The following is a 15,589-nucleotide window of genomic DNA, read 5'->3' as shown; positions in this document are numbered from 1 at the left end:
CGCATGAGCCTAGCGGTTAGCAGTTCGGATCGGCGCTCGGAACTTCACCCCTGAGGAGAAAGTCTTCTACCGCCGCGTTGACGCACTCATTCGACTTGTTATACGCCGTGTGACCTTCACCGTTGTAGGTGATTAGGTGACCCGAATCGAGGTTGTCGGCAACAGTTTGCGCCCAGATGTAGGGCGTCGCCGGGTCATTCGTCGTGCCGATCACCAACATGTCGGCCGCACCAGGGGCAGCAATGGCCACGCGGTCCCGCTTCGCCTCAACAGGCCAGTTCGCGCAACCGGGGTCACCGTACGACATCTGCGGACCAAAGACCGGCGCCGCGACGGCAAGCTCAGCCGCCCGCGCACGCATGCTGTCGTTATCGGCCGGCTCACGGGCATCCAAACAATTGATCGCTATGAACGCTTCTGTTTGATTTTCGGCATATGTGCCGTCAGCGCTGCGGCCGTTGTAGTTGTCGGCCAAATCGAAGGCGATGCTGGCGTCGCCCCTCATTACCGAGTCGAAAAGTTGGCGAAGATACGCCCAGTTATCTTGACTGTACAGCGGCAAAATGATCGCCGTGAACATGGTTGCACTGCCCAATTTGCGGCCGTCAGCATTCGTGAGCGGGCTCGCGTCGAGGCGGTCGAGCAGCGTGCGAATTGTTGTGCGCGACTGCTCCACCGAACCGGTGAACGGGCAATCGCTCGCACCAGCGCAGTCAGCCAAGAACGCGTCAAGCGCACCCTCGAAGCCTTCCGCTTGCGCCTTAGTGGCCTCGAATTCGGATGCCTCGGGGTCGACAGCACCGTCAAGCACAAGTCGCCCGGTCTTCTCCGGGAACAACTCGGCATAGACCTGGCCGAGCAACGTTCCGTAGGAGTAGCCCAAATAGTTGAGCGTCTCATCGCCCAGGGCAGCGCGCAGCATGTCGAGGTCGCGAGCAGCACTGGGGGTATCGACGAAGCCCAACAGCTCCCCCGTCTCTTCGCTACAGCGCTGAGCAAACTGAGCGGAGGCATCGGTCGCCGCGGCAATCCATTCGTCGCTGCCCTTCTCGCCCGGGGTGATCCCATAAATGTACTCATCGAGCTCAGCCGGGTCAGAATAACACGACACCGGCGTCGAACGATTCACACCCCGAGGGTCAAAACCGACCACATCGAACTGGGACTGAAGCGCCTCGCTGGTGGCGTAATCCACACTGTCGGCAACGAAATCGAAGCCGGAACCGCCCGGACCGCCGGGGTTCACCAGCAGCGACCCAATGCGGTCGTTGCCGCGTGCGGTCTGACGCACAAGGGCTAACTCGATCGTGTCTCCCTCGGGGCTTTCCCAATCCACCGGCGCGATAGCGGTAGCGCACTGCAGATCGTCTCCGCAGCTCGCCCACTCGAGCACCTGGTGGTAGAACTTCGTCAGGTTCGGCGCGACAGCCTCTTCCGTCGGCGTCGACGTTGTGCCGGATGCCGGTGGCATGAACCAAGAAACACAGCCGCTCAAGACGAGCGATACAGCCAGCGCGACCGCAGTCACCCCGAAGACCCGGGAGGTGCGACCGGTCATGCGCCGCGCCCCGATACAGCAACCTTCACGAGCATCGCCTCAAGGGCGAGCGCCGGAGCAACGTTGCTTTCGATACGACGGCGCGCTTCAGCAATGCCATCCATGATGGCGAGCGTCGCTGGCGCTGTCGTGCGGTTCGCTACGGCCGTGATGTTGTTGATGATGCTGAGGTTAATGAGTTCTCCCGGGGCACCGATTTGGGTCAACAGAATGTCGCGATAGAGCGACAGCAGGTCAACCATGATGCGGTCAATGCCGTCACGGAGGCTCCGAGTCGCCCGGCGCTTCTGGTCTTCTTCGAGATTCTTGAGCTGCACCCGCAGCGCCGGCGGGATAGTGCCGCCGGGGGCAACACCGAGCGAGCGAAGCGCTGACTCGCGTTCGTGGGCGTCCTTTTCCTCGGTGAGGGCCGTGGCATCCGCCTTCGACAGCTCCAGCAAGAGGGCGGCGGCGATCACAGCGTCTGAGACGGTGCGGATGTTGAGCACCGTTGTCAGCGCCTGTTCGCGTCGTTCGCGGGCCTCTGAATTGGTTGCGAGACGGTGGGCCATGCCAATGTGGCTTTGGGCTTCCCGCGCCGCGCGAAGGGCGATGTCGGGTGCGACGCCATCGCGGTCTTGCAGCAGCTGGGCGACGTCTTCGATCGCGGGGGTGCGGAGGCGAACGCTGCGCACGCGCGAACGGATGGTGGGGATGAGGTCTGCTTCGCTGGGCGCGCACAGAATCCACACGGTGCGCGGTGGCGGCTCTTCGAGTGCTTTGAGCAGAACGTTGGAGGTGCGCTCGACCATGCGGTCGGCATCCTCAATAATCATGACGCGGTAGTGACCGACCGACGGCGAAAACTGTGATGACGCGACAAGTTTGCGCACTTCATCAATCGAGATGATGACGCGTTCAGTGCTGAGCACACCGAGGTCAGGATGCGTGCGCGCGACAACCTGCTTGTAGACCGACTCTTCGGTTTCATCACCGCGTGTGCCAAGCAGCGCAGCAGCGAAGGCATAGGCAATATTGGAGCGGCCAGATCCGGGCGGCCCCGTGATCAACCAGGAGTGCGTCATCGACGACTGACCTGCACTGCCTAACGCCGATGATGAGGCAGCGGCCTCAAGAACGGCGATCGCTTCAGCTTGGCCCGTCAGGCCTTCCCACAACGACATGCGCTCAGTCTAGGCGGGTTGCGGGAGGTGGTTCTGAATGCGCTCACGGATCGTCGTGGCGATGTCGTCCACGCTGCGGGCGGCATCCACCACAAGAATGCGGTCAGGCTCTTTCGCGGCACGCTCGAGGAACGCTTCGCGCACCCGGGTGTGAAATTCTTGCTTCTCTGCTTCGAGGCGGTCATAGCGAGTGCGAGCGCTGTCAAGGCGTTTGCGGCTATCGGCAGAATCAAGATCGAGCAGCACTGTCACGTCGGGAAGCAAGTTCTGCGTAGCCCACAGCGAGAGGTCACGCACTTCGTCAGAACCGAGAACTCGACCCGCACCCTGGTAGGCCTCAGAGGAGTCGATGTAGCGATCCTGAACGACAATCTCGCCACGTTCGAGTGCTGGCCGCACGAGCGTCGCGATGTGGTGAGCGCGGTCAGCGGCATAGATGAGCGCTTCGGCGCGCGGATCCATGTCGCCACGGCGGTGCAGCACGATTTCGCGCAGCTCAAGTCCAAGATCAGTGCCACCGGGTTCGCGGGTCACGATAACGGTGTGACCGGCTTCTTCAAGCCACTTCACGAGAAGCTGCGATTGCGTCGTCTTACCGACGCCATCGCCGCCCTCGAGAGTGATAAACAATCCGGGCACGCTACTCCGCTTCAGTAGCGGCGGCGGCCTTGGGCGCAGCAGGCTTTTTCGCTGCAGGCTTCTTGGCGGCAGCGGTTTTAGCGGCCGTCGTCTTCGCTGCAGTTGTTTTAGCCGCAGTTGTCTTCGCTGCTGGTTTCTTCGCTGCCGGCTTTTTGGCGGCTGGCTTCTTGGCGGCTGGCTTCTTGGCCGCTGGCTTCTTCGCGGCAGGCTTCTTCGCAGCCGGCTTCTTCGCAGCCGTCTTGCGCTTGACCGGCCCCTTCGCGCGCTTGTCGGCGAGCAGCTGAACGGCACGCTCGAAGTCGACGTCTTCGACGGTTTCGCCGCGCGGGATAGTGGCGTTGGTGGTTCCGTCGGTTACATACGCACCAAAACGGCCATCCTTGATCTTGATCGGCTTCTCGCTGACCGGGTCAGCATCGAACTCTTTGAGAGCACTGGATGCTGCGCGGTTGCCGTACTTGGGCTGGGCGTAGAGCTCTACGGCACCGGCAACGTCGATGTCGAAGATGAGGTCTTCGCTCGTGAGCGATCGGGTTTCGACACCCTTCTTGAGATAAGGGCCGTAGCGTCCATTTTGCGCGGTGATTTCGACGCCTGTTTCAGGGTCGAGGCCGACGACGCGAGGCAGGCTGAGCAACTTGAGCGCGGTGTCGAGGTCGATCGCGTCGAGCTCCATGGTCTTGAAAATGGATGCCGTGCGCGGCTTCACAACAGCAGCCTTTTTAGGCTTCTTGGCCTTCTTCACTTCGCCGGTCTTGGGATCGATCTCTTCGACGGGCTCGGGAACAGGTTCGGGCTCTGGCTCGAGCTCGGTGACGTAGGGGCCGAACCGGCCATCTTTCGCCACGATCTCTTTGCCGTTCTCCGGGTTGACACCGATAACACGGTCGCCGACGACGGGAGCTTCGATCAGTTCGATCGCCTTGGCAAGGGTGAGCTCGTCGGGCGCGAGCGCTTCGGGGATGTTGACCCGACGCGGCTTCTCCGGGTCGTCGCTGGGGGTCTCCAGGTAGGGGCCGTACTTTCCGATGCGCAGCGTCACGTCATCCGAGAGCTTCATCGAGTTGATTTCCTTGGCATCGATTTCGCCAAGGTTGTCGATGACAGTGCGAAGGCCACGGTACTTCTCGTCACCGAAGTAGAACGACTGCAACCATTCAACGCGGTTCTGAGTTCCGCCAGCGATGCGGTCGAGGTCGTCTTCCATGCCCGCAGTGAAGTCGTACTGCACGAGGTCGCCGAAGTACTCTTCGAGCAAACGGATCACGGAGAACGCAATCCAGTTGGGCACGAGTGCCTGGCCGCGCGGCGTGATGTAGCCGCGGTCGATGATCGTGGAGATGATCGACGCGTAGGTCGACGGGCGACCGATGCCGAGTTCTTCAAGCTTCTTGACGAGGCTTGCTTCGGTGTAACGCGGGGGCGGGCTGGTCTCGTGACCCTTCGCTTCGATGTCGAGAAGCGTGAGGGTCTGGCCTTCCTTGAGCGGAGGCAGTTTCGCTTCCTTGGGCTCAGCGGTGGCGTTGCGCTCTTCGTCTTGGCCTTCTTCGTAGGCCTGCATGAAGCCGCGGAAGGTGATGATGGTTCCGCTGGCCGAGAATTCGGCAACGGGAGCTTCGCCGGCAGCGATCGTGATGGATGCCGTTGAACCCTTGGCGTCAGCCATCTGCGAGGCGACGGTGCGCTTCCAGATCAGTTCGTAGAGCTTGAAGTCGTTTCCGCGCAGCGTCGACTGAAGTTCGCTTGGCGTGCGGAAGGTATCTCCCGAGGGGCGAATAGCTTCGTGGGCCTCTTGAGCGTTCTTGCTCTTGCTGGCGTAGACGCGGGGCTTGTCGGGCACAGCGTCTGCACCGTAGAGCGCAACGGCTTGGGTACGGGCTGCGGTGATGGCCTGCTGCGAGAGCGACGAGGAGTCGGTTCGCATATAGGTGATGTAACCGTTTTCGTACAGCGACTGGGCAACGCTCATGGTCTGGCGGGCGGAGTAGCGCAGCTTGCGGCCGGCCTCCTGCTGCAGCGTTGAGGTGGTGAAGGGCGCTGCAGGGCGACGCGTATACGGCTTAGTCTCGACCGTTTTTACGGTGATGGTGGTGCTCGGCATCCGCAGTGCGTCTGCGAGAGTTTGGGCAGCCTTCTCGTCGAGCGCTACTGCTTCGCCCTTGAGGTTTCCGCGGTCATCGAAGTCCCGGCCGGCAGCAACGCGCTTGCCGTCGAGGCGCACGAGCTTGGATTCGAAGCCGTTGGTTTCGCTGTCGGGCGAGAGCTGGGCGATGAGATCCCAGTAGTTGGCGGTGATGAAGGCGAGGCGTTCGCGTTCACGCTCGACAACAAGGCGGGTCGCGGCGGACTGCACGCGGCCAGCGGAAAGGCCGGGGCCGACTTTGCGCCAGAGCACAGGCGAGATTTCGTAGCCGTAGAGGCGGTCGAGGATGCGGCGGGTTTCTTGAGCGTCAACGAGGGCGGTGTCGACGTCGCGGGTGTTGTTAATGGCCGCTTCGATGGCGTCTTCGGTGATTTCGTGGAACACCATGCGCTTCACAGGAACTTTGGGCTTCAGCACCTGCAGGAGGTGCCACGCGATGGCCTCACCCTCGCGGTCCTCATCAGTTGCGAGGAAGAGTTCGTTCGCTCCGCTGAGCGCCTTCTTGAGTTCGGCGACGGTTTTCTTCTTGGCGTCGGAGACCACGTAGTAGGGCTCGAAGCCGTTGTCGACGTCGACAGAGAACTTGCCGAGGGAGCCCTTTTTGAGTTCGGGTGGCAGGTTGCGGGGTTCGACAAGGTCACGAATGTGACCGACGGACGAGAGCACGTCATAGTCGTCACCGAGATACTTGGCTATCGTCTTGGCCTTGGTGGGCGACTCGACAATGACAAGCTTTTTGGTGCCAGACACGGGACTCCTTGGGTGATGACGCACTTGACCGGTGGCAGCGCCACTATCAGCGACACAATACACACACCGACCGCTCAGTTGCCTAATCCGCCCTGGTTGGGGGTGGCCCTGCTGTGGCGCTCGTTGTGACCAGTATGCCGAGGATGCGGCGACTAGCGGTAACTGTCACGATACGCCCATCAACCACACAGTCCTCTATAAGGGAGTCATTAGCACTCGCGAGCCGCGTCGCATTGTCGCAGGGGTAGCCAGCGATGAGCCCGCTCGCGGTGTCGGCTGCGGCGAGCGCGGCAGCGTCGGTCGCCCCGGCAAGCGCGTGCCTCACACTGAGCGCCCAATAGAGAGGGATGACGAGGGCAGTGACGGCGATAACGGTGGCGATGAGACCGACCATGAGGATGGTGCCCGAACCGTGTTCGTCGTTCAGCCGGCGACGCGCAGCGCACACCGTCGCCCCAGCGCCTGCCTGCAATGTGGCCATCATTGGCCTCCCGCGAGAGCGCAGCTGGTGGCACTGAGCGTGATCGGAAGCAGCCCGAGCAGTGCGTTGCGCGCGGGGGCGCTCACCGTGGCGCACACGAGGCCGTCGCGCTGATGGGAACTGAGCCGTGCTGACGTGACCAGAGCGGATGCGGTAGCCGCGACAGTGCCGGAGCTTTCGTCGCGAGCGAGGCTGCGTGCTGACACAGCTGCCGCATCCTGCAACCGGATTTGCAGCCCGGCGAGTTGCACCCCGCTGAGACAGCACACGAGGACGAGGGCGACAGCGGGCAACGCCAACGCAAACTCTGCGGTGACGCTGCCACGCTCGTTCATCGCTGCTCGTGCTCGATCACGCCGGGATCGAGAGCGCATTGCGCACAAGGTCAGTGAGCATGCCGCGCACCTCTCCGGAACGGAGAATCACGACGAGCAGTCCGGCGAAACCGACGGCGGCCAGAGTGGTGATGGCGTACTCGGCGGTTGCTGCGCCGCGCTCGGAGCGCAGGCGGGTGCGCACGCGGGCACGGAACTGGCGCGCACGTTGCGACATCCCCGCGTCGCCACCGAACCGGTGGCGGCGGGCACGGCCCGGTTCGAGAGTGGGCAAGGGAACAAGGTGCGGATCATTCATGAGGTACTCCTTCGTGCGCTGTCGCGCAGTCTGCGGCCGAGTGATTCCAGCCTGCCGAGCGTGGGAGTCTCGCGACCCAGCGCGGCCCGATGTGTGGAACATCGCTAGAATCCGGCAACGGTGGATGAGATGACCGCAACCATGAGCGGCAGCACTCCGAGCACCATGAAGGCCGGGAGCACGCACAGCCCGAGCGGGAGCATGAGCCGCACCGAGAGCGCTGCGGCACCAGCACGAGCATCCGCGTCGGCCGTCAGCCGCACCTCATCGGCTTCGGCCCGCAAGAGTTCAGCGGCAGGCACCCCGGCCTCCTGAGAGAGTTGCAGCACCTCGTCGAGGTGGGCGCCGTCCCCGGGCAACCCGAAGCGTTCCAGGGCCTGCGTCACAACAACTCGCGCCTGCACGAGTGAGCCACCACCTGAGACCGCAACGGCCATCAGTTCGCACTCGAGACCGGGCGCTGCGTGTGTGGGCGTCGCCGACCGCACGAGCCTGTTGTTCCACCTCACAGCGATCACGATGAGCCCACCGCCGACCGCTAGGCACCCCCACCCGATCGGTGTCGTGAAGAGCACTCCCAGGGTGTCGAAACCCAGTAGCGCTCCAAAGATGAGCCCGACGGCGGGCAACGCCAAGACCATGCGCGCTGTGGCGACGGGGGCAGCGAGGGCCGTGGCTACTTCGCGCTGGATGTGCACGAGCATCCGCAACGCCCGCGCGTGGGTTCGGAGCGCACCGGCCAGCGGGGCCCCGACTTGACCGGCGACAAACCAGGCGGCGGCAAGCGAGTTCCACGCTTGCCGATCCAACGCTGGCAGACCAGCGGATGCCCGGGAAATACGTTCTGGCGCCCCTCCCGGATCGCTGCCTTCCACCGCTACCGCCGCCGCCACGCTTGACGCGGCGCGGCCGCGCGCGACGTGCTGCCACGCCGAAGTGGGAGTCAGCCCGGCGTGCAGCAGTACGGCCAGCCGTTGGGTGATGCTGGCGACGTCGGGCAGTTGCGATGGCGGGCGTTTCATTCGATTTCGGCGATCGCGAGGCGGTCGTTGTCGTCGAGCACGAGCCGGCCAAGGTGGGTGAGGCGTCGACGGCCATTGATGCGATCGACGTGCAGCACCGCACCGATGGCGCTGACGGCTTGGCGGGCGATGGCGGTCGCGTCTAATCCGGCGAGCGCCCCTAACGCTTCGAGCCTGCTTGGTACGTCTTTCAGTGAGTTGGCGTGCAGCGTGCCGGCACCGCCATCGTGGCCGGTGTTGAGCGCGCTCAGGAGTTCGCGGATTTCAGCGCCCCGACATTCGCCGACGACGAGCCGATCGGGGCGCATTCGCAGAGCTTCGCGCACCAGCGCGGGCAGCCCGTAGCCGCCGGCGCCTTCGAGGTTGGCTTGACGCGCCTCGAGCGATACAAAGTGTGGGTGTTCGACGCGCAGCTCCGCGACATCTTCGATAGCGACGATGCGCTCGGTGTCGGATGCCGCCGCCAACAGTGCGCCAAGAAACGTGGTTTTTCCGGCTCCCGATGCGCCCGAGATGAGCACATTCTCCCTCCCGTCGATGAGGGCTTTCACTCGCTGCAGCGGCACCTCGTTAAAGAAGCCTGCGAAGTCGAGTTCTGCTAGCCCCAACGGTTCTCGGCTGGGCACACGGATTGAGAGCAGGGTGCCGGTGGCGGAGATGGGAGGGAGAACAGCGTGTACGCGCACGCCACCGGCGAGCCGAACATCCACACACGGAGTCGCTTCGTCGACGTGGCGCCCACCGAGATTAATGAGGCGGATGGCGAGCGCACGGAGATCTGCTTCGGTCATGCCGACATCGCCGACGAGCTCGAGCCCGCCGCCACGGTCGATCCAGACATTCTGGGCGCCGTTGACGAACACGTCGGTGGTGTTCGGGCGCCCAACGTAGGGGGCTAATGGGCCGAACTCGTGGAGTGCCCGCGTCATTGCATCCCCGGTTGCCACCCCAGAGCCGAGGCCAGCGCCGCCACCCGCTCCAGAAACGCCCCGCGCCTGTGCACTGGCTGTAGGGGTGGCCTCAGCCGTAAACCGTCGCCGAGCAACGAAAGGAACAATGTCGGGGTGCGAAGGAGTCGTAGTCACAGGGCAACGCTAAGGAGACTCCGACTGCAGTTTCAGCGGCACAACCGCACTCGTGTCGAACGGCGACTCCCTGACTTTGTTGGGGAGAAGTGCGCAGGAAAACGAGTCAGCGATAGGCCGAAACGAGCTCAGCCCGGTTCGAGACCCCCGCCTTGCGCAGCAGGTTCGCCACATGAAACTTCACCGTGTTCTCGCTGATGGATAGCGAGAGCGCGATGGCTTTATTACGGGCACCCGAGGCAACCAGCTCCAGCACCTCGGCTTCCCGTTGAGTGATCTGCCACTGCACGCTGGGCGAGCGATCGAGTCCTTCAGCGCTCAAGGGCAAAACCACCGAAATTTCGGAGCCCCATCCTGCAGTGCCGTTCACACTCAGCCGACCACGAAGAGCATCCGCCCTTTCAACAAGTTGCCGCACCGCGGGGTCTTCCACTGCCAGCTCGCCAGGCCCGTCATCGCGAATCCCAATCAGCAGATTCTCACCGTCGCAATCCCACTCCACTCGCAACCGAGCGACTCCCGGTTGGTCGACGAGCGCAAGCACAGCGCCCCGAACGATCGCTCGGCCAGCGTGGGCGACTTCGCCCGGCAATGCGCGACCGTTGGCGGGTGGTTCCACAAATTGCACGTCAAGGCCTCCGAACCGGGCCAAGGGCCGCAAGTCTGCTTTGAGGCGTTCGAAAGCGCGCGCAACCGGCTCCTCAGCCAAACTGCGATCCCGATCAGACACCGCCCGCAGATTGACCATCGCCGTAGCGGCCAGCTCGGTAGCTTCCTGGCGCGCCGTCTCATCCGACGCACTACGAGAGCGCAACGTCGCAAGAATTTGTTCCAGAGTCGTGGAGTGCGCATCGGTGAGATCGGCAATGACCTGGGCACGGTCCTGCGATGCCATCCGCGAATCCCGAAGATAGTCGGGGCTTGCAACGGCAACCTGCTGCTGGATGCTCACCGCCACCAATCGCCACAGAGACGCGATCGTCGCCAACGCCTGTTCCTGCGATTGCCCACCAGACACGAGCACAGGATCGGTGAGGACGAGCAGCGAACCGGTCGGCGCAATCCACACCGCTGCGGGGCGCTCGTGGCGGGCAACTACCGCCGTGATTCCCCACACCGGATGCCCGACGCTCGACACTGTCTCACGCACGGCGTCGAGTTCGGCGATGCTCACGTGATTGGTGATCGAAGGATCACCCGCTTTCTTCTGGGGGCGCCCGGTGCAGTCTTCCGTGAATATCAATAGAGAGCTGTGCCCCACCATGGGCGCGAGCACAGCAGAAAATGCGCTCGCAATCTGAAGTAGCGAACGTGACACCACCGAATGGGCGGCATCGAGGAGGTCAAGGGAACTGGCGGTACTGAGAGCAGTCACTCCCCCATCTTAGGCATGACCTACCCGTTCGGATAGGGAATACCGGCCAAAAGGTGGGCTGTCTGCTGCCCAAACGGGTGGCACAGTGAAGTAATGGCCAGCAACGACACCACTACGGTTTCCTCCGCAATCGAACTTGTTCTCGCGGAAAATACCCGCACCAGCACCGCAATCGCCCGCGACGACTCCGAGGCAGTGCGATCAACAATCGACCTCCTCAGCGCCGCATCCCGAGTGTTCGTGCTCGGCTCTGGCCGCTCCGGACTGGCCCTGCGGATGCTCGCGATGCGCCTCATGCATGGGGGCCTCACCGTGCACGTCGTTGGCGAGGTAACGACTCCCGCGATTGCTGCTGGGGATGTGCTTCTCGCAGCAAGCGGCTCGGGAACGACCGCCGGCATCATCCGCTCAGCAACGACTGCGAAGGAGGTTGGCGCTCAGGTCATCGCCATCACCACGGCAGCGGACTCGCCTCTGGCGCAGCTCGCACAGGTCGCCGTGATTATCCCCGCCGCACAAAAACAAGATCACGGGCACACTCGTTCGGCTCAATACTCCGGCGGATTGTTCGAGCAGTCGTTGCTGCTGCTTGGCGACGCACTTTTCCACGTGCTGTGGCAAGAGTCCGGCGCGACCGCCGAAGAGCTGTGGCCGCGGCACGCCAACCTCGAGTAGCAGCAGCAGCGGCTGCACCCCTTTACCGACTTCCCCGTCGGCCGATTCCCCTCGTCCGATTCCCCCCGTCGGCCGATTCCCCTCGACCAACTCCCCCATAAAGAAAGAGAACTCAATGAAGCTTCAAGTAGCAATGGATGTACTCACCACAGAAGCCGCCCTCACTCTGGCCGGCCAGGTTGCTGAGTATGTCGACATCATCGAATTGGGCACACCGCTCATCAAGCACGAGGGTCTCAGTGCCGTGCGCGCCATCAAGGATGCGCACCCCGACAAGATGGTCTTCGCCGACCTGAAGACGATGGATGCCGGAGAGCTCGAAGCCGACATCGCATTTTCTGCAGGCGCCGACTACGTCACCGTCTTGGGCACCGCCGGAGATAGCACCATCATCGGTGCCGTGAAGGCGGCGAAAGCCCACAAGAAGGGCATCGTTGTTGACCTCATCGGCGTAGCTGACAAGGTCACTCGCGCGAAGGAGGTCACCGCTCTTGGTGCCGTTTTCGTCGAGATGCATGCAGGGCTCGATGAGCAGGCGGAACCCGGATTCACCTTCGAGACGCTGCTCAACGACGGTGAGACCGCGAAGGTTCCGTTCTCGGTCGCTGGAGGCATCAACGCCTCCACGATCGCAGCAGTGCAGCGTGCCGGCGCGACCGTTGCCGTTGCCGGGAGCTCGATCTATAGCGCAGCTGACCCAGCGGCAGCAGCCGCCGCACTGAAGGCCGCAATCCTTTAGTAAGCACACTATGTAGAGAGCAGAAACGAGGGGGCGCCTACCGGCACCCCCTCGTTGTGGTTAAGCGCACGAACGCGTTACGACGCGCCCGCTGACGATTAGTCCTGAGTAACGGTGACAGTTACCTCGATGTTGCCGCGAGTGGCGTTGGAGTAAGGGCAAATCTGGTGGGCGGCATCCGCAAGCGCTTGCGCTTTCTCGTGCTCGAGTTCGGGGATAACCACCTCGAGGTCAACAGCGAGTTTGAATCCACCGCCGTCGATCGGGAGAAGGTGCACAGCACTACCCACGGAGGAGTGCTCGATGGCGACTTTCTCGTTGCGCGCCACCAACTGCAGCGCGGAGTGGAAGCACGCGGCGTAACCGGCGGCAAAGAGTTCTTCGGGGTTGCCACCGTCGCCAGATCCACCCATCGATTTCGGCACAGCCAAGTCGAGGTCAACGGAGCCGGATGTCGTAGCAACGTGGCCGTTGCGCCCGGCGCCAGTCGCGAGAGCTTGAGCGGTGTAGAGAGCTTCCATTAGTTCTGCCTTTCAATGACATGAGCTCCAGCAGCAGGTGCTGTGGAGAGGTTGGTGGTGACCTGATGAAGCGTCGACAGTGTTGACGTGAATTCGGGGAGCGTAATGCCGGTGGCCTCGGCGATGCAGCCGGGAATGTGAGCGAGTTCCTCGCGCAACGCACGACCAGCAGCAGTCAGCGACACTATGACGCGACGTTCGTCAGATTCTGATCGCTCGCGCGTGACGAAGCCGCGGTCTTCTAACCGCCGGATCAGCGGCGAGGTGGTGCCGAGGTCGAGCATGAGGCTTTCCGCGAGGCCGCTCACCGTCGACGACCGACGTTCCCACAGGAGAATCAGGACCAAATATTGCGGGTAGGTCAGCCCCCACGGCGCCAAAAGCGCGGTGTAGCGACGATTCGTCGCCCGAGCAGCGGCATAAAGACCGAAGCACAGCATGGTGTCGAGGGCGGATGAAGCCGATTCTGTCTCGTTCTGTTCGTCATCCATTGAAGAAGCTTTGCACACAAATTAATCGTGTACAAAGCACTACAAGGAACTGCCAGCATGGGCCGGGCTCCAGCCTGCAACGTGCCTGCGAAACGTGCCAACACAACTGGCCGCTAAAGAGAGAGGGGCGGCGCCCATTGGGGGGAAAGGGCGCCGCCACAGCGGCCGACGATTGGGGGGAATCGTATTGGCCACTTGCTGAACTTACGCTCAGCGACTTTCAGTGTAACGCAACGGTATGGGGGTGCAACGGAGGTTCTAGAATCGGTGGAATACTTTCAGAAAGCACGTGGTCGAGAAATGCAATCACACGATCGAAGAGGATCAAATGCCTAGTAATTCCATTGACAGTCTTCTGCACGAATCACGCCGTTTTGCCCCGTCAGAGGCCTTTTCTGCGGCTTCCGAGGCAAGCGCTGATCTCTACACTTCAGCTAAAGAAGACCGGGTTGAGTTCTGGGCCGATAAAGCGCGTGAATATGTGCACTGGCACAAGCCGTTCACAGAAACACTCGATTGGTCTACCCCACCCTTCGCCAAGTGGTTCGCCGACGGCGAGCTCAACGTCGCCTACAACTGTCTCGACCGTCACGTGCTCGCCGGCAACGGTGACCGCGTCGCCATCCACTGGGAGGGTGAGCCCGGCGATAGCCGCAGCATCACCTACGCCGAACTGACCGCAGAGGTCAAGCGCGCGGCCAACGCCATGGCTGCCCTCGGCGTGGGCCAGGGCGACGTTGTCGCCATCTATATGCCCCTCGTTCCCGAGGCCGTTATCGCGATGCTCGCGACGGTTCGCCTCGGCGCAGCGCACTCTGTCGTTTTCGGTGGCTTCAGCGCCGAGAGCCTGCGCAGCCGCATCGACGACGCGAGCGCCACACTTGTTGTCACTGCCGATGGCGGCTGGCGCAAAGGTAAGGTCTTTCCCCTCAAAGCGGCAGTGGATGCCGCACTCGCCAACGGGGAATCCAGCGTCACCAATGTGTTGGTCGTCAAGCGCGGCGACAACGAGGTGGAGTGGACCGAGGGTCGCGACCTGTGGTGGCACGATCAGATTGAGGCAGCGGAGCCCGAGCACGAGGCGCAGGGGTTCCCTGCCGAGAACCCTCTCTTTGTGCTCTACACCTCAGGCACAACAGGTAAGCCGAAGGGCATCCTGCACACGAGTGGGGGGTACCTCACGCAGGCTGCGTTCACCCACAAGAATGTCTTCGACCTGAAGCCAGAGACCGATGTCTATTGGTGCACGGCTGACGTCGGTTGGATCACCGGCCACACGTACGTCACCTACGGTCCGCTCGCGAACGGTGCGACTCAGGTGCTCTACGAGGGAACCCCTGACGCCCCCAACCCGGGCCGCTGGTGGGAGATCATTCAGAAGTTTGGGGTGAGCATTTTCTACACGGCGCCCACCGCCATCCGTTCGTTCATGAAGGCCGGGCGTCAGATCCCCGAGCAGTTCGACCTGAGCTCGATTCGCGTGCTTGGTTCGGTGGGCGAGCCCATCAACCCTGAAGCCTGGATTTGGTACCGCGACGTGATCGGTGCGGGCACCGCCCCCATCGTTGACACCTGGTGGCAGACCGAAACCGGCGCCATCATGATCGCCGCTCTGCCGGGGCTCACGACGTTGAAGCCGGGTTCAGCCCAGGTGCCCATTCCGGGCATCAAAATCGACATTCTGGGTGAAGATGGCACTCGCGTCGATCCGCCCAACGGTGGGTTGCTCGTAGTTTCCGAACCGTGGCCCGCCATGCTGCGCGGCATCTGGGGTGACCCTGAGCGTTTCAAGGAAACCTACTGGTCGAAGTTCGCGCAGCTCGAAGGCGAACAGTACTTCGCCGGCGATGGCGCCCACGTCGACGAAGATGGCGACATTTGGCTGCTCGGCCGCGTGGATGACGTCATGAACGTCTCCGGCCACCGTCTGTCGACGACCGAAATCGAGTCCGCTCTCGTCTCGAACCCGATCGTGGCAGAAGCCGCTGTCGTCGGCGCCGCTGACGAAGCGACCGGTCAGGCAGTCGTCGCGTTCGTAATTCTCAAGTCGAATCAGGAGCACGCACAGACCGCCGCCGAGGCGAGCGCCCTCTTGCGTCAGCACGTTGCGAAGGAGATTGGGGCGATTGCTCGCCCCCGCGAAATCTTCATCGTCGCCGAGCTGCCCAAGACCCGCTCGGGCAAGATCATGCGCCGCCTGCTGCAGGATGTCGCGGAGGGCCGTGAGATCGGCGACACCACCACCCTCGCCGACACCACCGTGATGCAGATCATCTCCGACAAGCTCAACTAGCTCTCGAAGCAACAACAAAGG

At 62.7% G+C, this 15,589-nt stretch carries 15 protein-coding genes; 3 read left to right on the top strand and 12 right to left on the bottom strand.

The window, feature by feature from the left end; genetic code table 11:
* Nucleotides 1-16: 16 nt before the first annotated feature.
* The 10 genes from ACWFSR_RS02595 to ACWFSR_RS02550 form a co-directional block, all read right to left on the bottom strand.
* On the bottom strand, nucleotides 17-1,558 hold the full coding sequence (locus ACWFSR_RS02595) for an alpha/beta hydrolase (protein ID WP_447522996.1): 1,542 nt from the start codon (nucleotides 1,556-1,558) through the stop codon (nucleotides 17-19).
* Nucleotides 1,555-2,721, bottom strand: a complete 1,167-nt coding sequence (locus ACWFSR_RS02590) for a DNA polymerase III subunit delta' (RefSeq protein WP_197107883.1) — start codon at nucleotides 2,719-2,721, stop codon at nucleotides 1,555-1,557. Before ACWFSR_RS02590 ends, ACWFSR_RS02595 begins: the two co-directional genes overlap by 4 nt.
* A 9-nt stretch (nucleotides 2,722-2,730) precedes the next feature.
* Nucleotides 2,731-3,360, bottom strand: coding sequence for a dTMP kinase (tmk, locus tag ACWFSR_RS02585; protein ID WP_197110407.1), 630 nt, complete (start codon nucleotides 3,358-3,360; stop codon nucleotides 2,731-2,733).
* A gap of 1 nt (nucleotide 3,361) precedes the next feature.
* Entirely contained in the window at nucleotides 3,362-6,253 is a 2,892-nt protein-coding gene (topA, locus tag ACWFSR_RS02580; protein WP_447522995.1) for a type I DNA topoisomerase, read from the bottom strand.
* A gap of 82 nt (nucleotides 6,254-6,335) precedes the next feature.
* Nucleotides 6,336-6,737: an Rv3654c family TadE-like protein gene (locus ACWFSR_RS02575; protein ID WP_447522994.1), complete on the bottom strand. Its 402-nt coding sequence runs from the start codon at nucleotides 6,735-6,737 to the stop codon at nucleotides 6,336-6,338.
* A complete protein-coding gene (locus ACWFSR_RS02570; protein WP_447522993.1) occupies nucleotides 6,734-7,069 on the bottom strand; it encodes a TadE family type IV pilus minor pilin in 336 nt (111 codons plus the stop codon). Before ACWFSR_RS02570 ends, ACWFSR_RS02575 begins: the two co-directional genes overlap by 4 nt.
* Before the next feature lie 16 nt (nucleotides 7,070-7,085).
* The gene (locus ACWFSR_RS02565; protein ID WP_447522992.1) at nucleotides 7,086-7,367 is read right to left on the bottom strand and encodes a DUF4244 domain-containing protein; all 282 of its coding nucleotides are present in this window, start codon (nucleotides 7,365-7,367) and stop codon (nucleotides 7,086-7,088) included.
* A gap of 104 nt (nucleotides 7,368-7,471) precedes the next feature.
* Entirely contained in the window at nucleotides 7,472-8,389 is a 918-nt protein-coding gene (locus ACWFSR_RS02560) for a type II secretion system F family protein (protein ID WP_447522991.1), read from the bottom strand.
* On the bottom strand, nucleotides 8,386-9,474 hold the full coding sequence (locus ACWFSR_RS02555; RefSeq protein WP_447522990.1) for a TadA family conjugal transfer-associated ATPase: 1,089 nt from the start codon (nucleotides 9,472-9,474) through the stop codon (nucleotides 8,386-8,388). Before ACWFSR_RS02555 ends, ACWFSR_RS02560 begins: the two co-directional genes overlap by 4 nt.
* A gap of 106 nt (nucleotides 9,475-9,580) precedes the next feature.
* Nucleotides 9,581-10,849: a LuxR C-terminal-related transcriptional regulator gene (locus ACWFSR_RS02550; protein WP_447522989.1), complete on the bottom strand. Its 1,269-nt coding sequence runs from the start codon at nucleotides 10,847-10,849 to the stop codon at nucleotides 9,581-9,583.
* A gap of 93 nt (nucleotides 10,850-10,942) precedes the next feature.
* On the opposite strand from ACWFSR_RS02550, the gene hxlB reads away from it, so the two are divergent.
* Together hxlB and hxlA are read left to right on the top strand one after the other, a co-directional pair.
* On the top strand, nucleotides 10,943-11,524 hold the full coding sequence (gene hxlB / locus ACWFSR_RS02545) for a 6-phospho-3-hexuloisomerase (protein ID WP_447522988.1): 582 nt from the start codon (nucleotides 10,943-10,945) through the stop codon (nucleotides 11,522-11,524).
* A 115-nt stretch (nucleotides 11,525-11,639) separates the two neighbouring features.
* The gene (gene hxlA, locus ACWFSR_RS02540; RefSeq protein ID WP_197107927.1) at nucleotides 11,640-12,263 is read left to right on the top strand and encodes a 3-hexulose-6-phosphate synthase; all 624 of its coding nucleotides are present in this window, start codon (nucleotides 11,640-11,642) and stop codon (nucleotides 12,261-12,263) included.
* Between the two features lie 98 nt (nucleotides 12,264-12,361).
* On the opposite strand, the gene ACWFSR_RS02535 is transcribed toward hxlA, so the two are convergent.
* Entirely contained in the window at nucleotides 12,362-12,784 is a 423-nt protein-coding gene (locus tag ACWFSR_RS02535; protein ID WP_447522987.1) for an organic hydroperoxide resistance protein, read from the bottom strand.
* Entirely contained in the window at nucleotides 12,784-13,275 is a 492-nt protein-coding gene (locus tag ACWFSR_RS02530; protein WP_197107931.1) for a MarR family winged helix-turn-helix transcriptional regulator, read from the bottom strand. Before ACWFSR_RS02530 ends, ACWFSR_RS02535 begins: the two co-directional genes overlap by 1 nt.
* A 328-nt stretch (nucleotides 13,276-13,603) precedes the next feature.
* Between ACWFSR_RS02530 and acs the strand changes: the two genes are divergently transcribed.
* Entirely contained in the window at nucleotides 13,604-15,568 is a 1,965-nt protein-coding gene (acs, locus tag ACWFSR_RS02525) for an acetate--CoA ligase (RefSeq protein WP_197110415.1), read from the top strand.
* Nucleotides 15,569-15,589 lie beyond the last annotated feature (21 nt).

This window comes from Salinibacterium sp. NYA9b (genome assembly GCF_976973725.1).
This window is presented reverse-complemented; position numbering and strand designations above follow the sequence as displayed.

What these genes read in the sequence shown, in the direction of transcription:
- ACWFSR_RS02595 (WP_447522996.1), bottom strand. Translation starts at nt 1,558, where the DNA reads ATGACCGGTCGCACCTCCCGGGTCTTCGGGGTGACTGCGGTCGCGCTG.
- ACWFSR_RS02590 (WP_197107883.1), bottom strand. Translation starts at nt 2,721, where the DNA reads ATGTCGTTGTGGGAAGGCCTGACGGGCCAAGCTGAAGCGATCGCCGTT.
- ACWFSR_RS02575 (WP_447522994.1), bottom strand. Translation starts at nt 6,737, where the DNA reads ATGATGGCCACATTGCAGGCAGGCGCTGGGGCGACGGTGTGCGCTGCG.
- ACWFSR_RS02570 (WP_447522993.1), bottom strand. Translation starts at nt 7,069, where the DNA reads ATGAACGAGCGTGGCAGCGTCACCGCAGAGTTTGCGTTGGCGTTGCCC.
- ACWFSR_RS02565 (WP_447522992.1), bottom strand. Translation starts at nt 7,367, where the DNA reads ATGAATGATCCGCACCTTGTTCCCTTGCCCACTCTCGAACCGGGCCGT.
- ACWFSR_RS02560 (WP_447522991.1), bottom strand. Translation starts at nt 8,389, where the DNA reads ATGAAACGCCCGCCATCGCAACTGCCCGACGTCGCCAGCATCACCCAA.
- hxlB (WP_447522988.1), top strand. Translation starts at nt 10,943, where the DNA reads ATGGCCAGCAACGACACCACTACGGTTTCCTCCGCAATCGAACTTGTT.
- hxlA (WP_197107927.1), top strand. Translation starts at nt 11,640, where the DNA reads ATGAAGCTTCAAGTAGCAATGGATGTACTCACCACAGAAGCCGCCCTC.
- ACWFSR_RS02535 (WP_447522987.1), bottom strand. Translation starts at nt 12,784, where the DNA reads ATGGAAGCTCTCTACACCGCTCAAGCTCTCGCGACTGGCGCCGGGCGC.
- ACWFSR_RS02530 (WP_197107931.1), bottom strand. Translation starts at nt 13,275, where the DNA reads ATGGATGACGAACAGAACGAGACAGAATCGGCTTCATCCGCCCTCGAC.
- acs (WP_197110415.1), top strand. Translation starts at nt 13,604, where the DNA reads ATGCCTAGTAATTCCATTGACAGTCTTCTGCACGAATCACGCCGTTTT.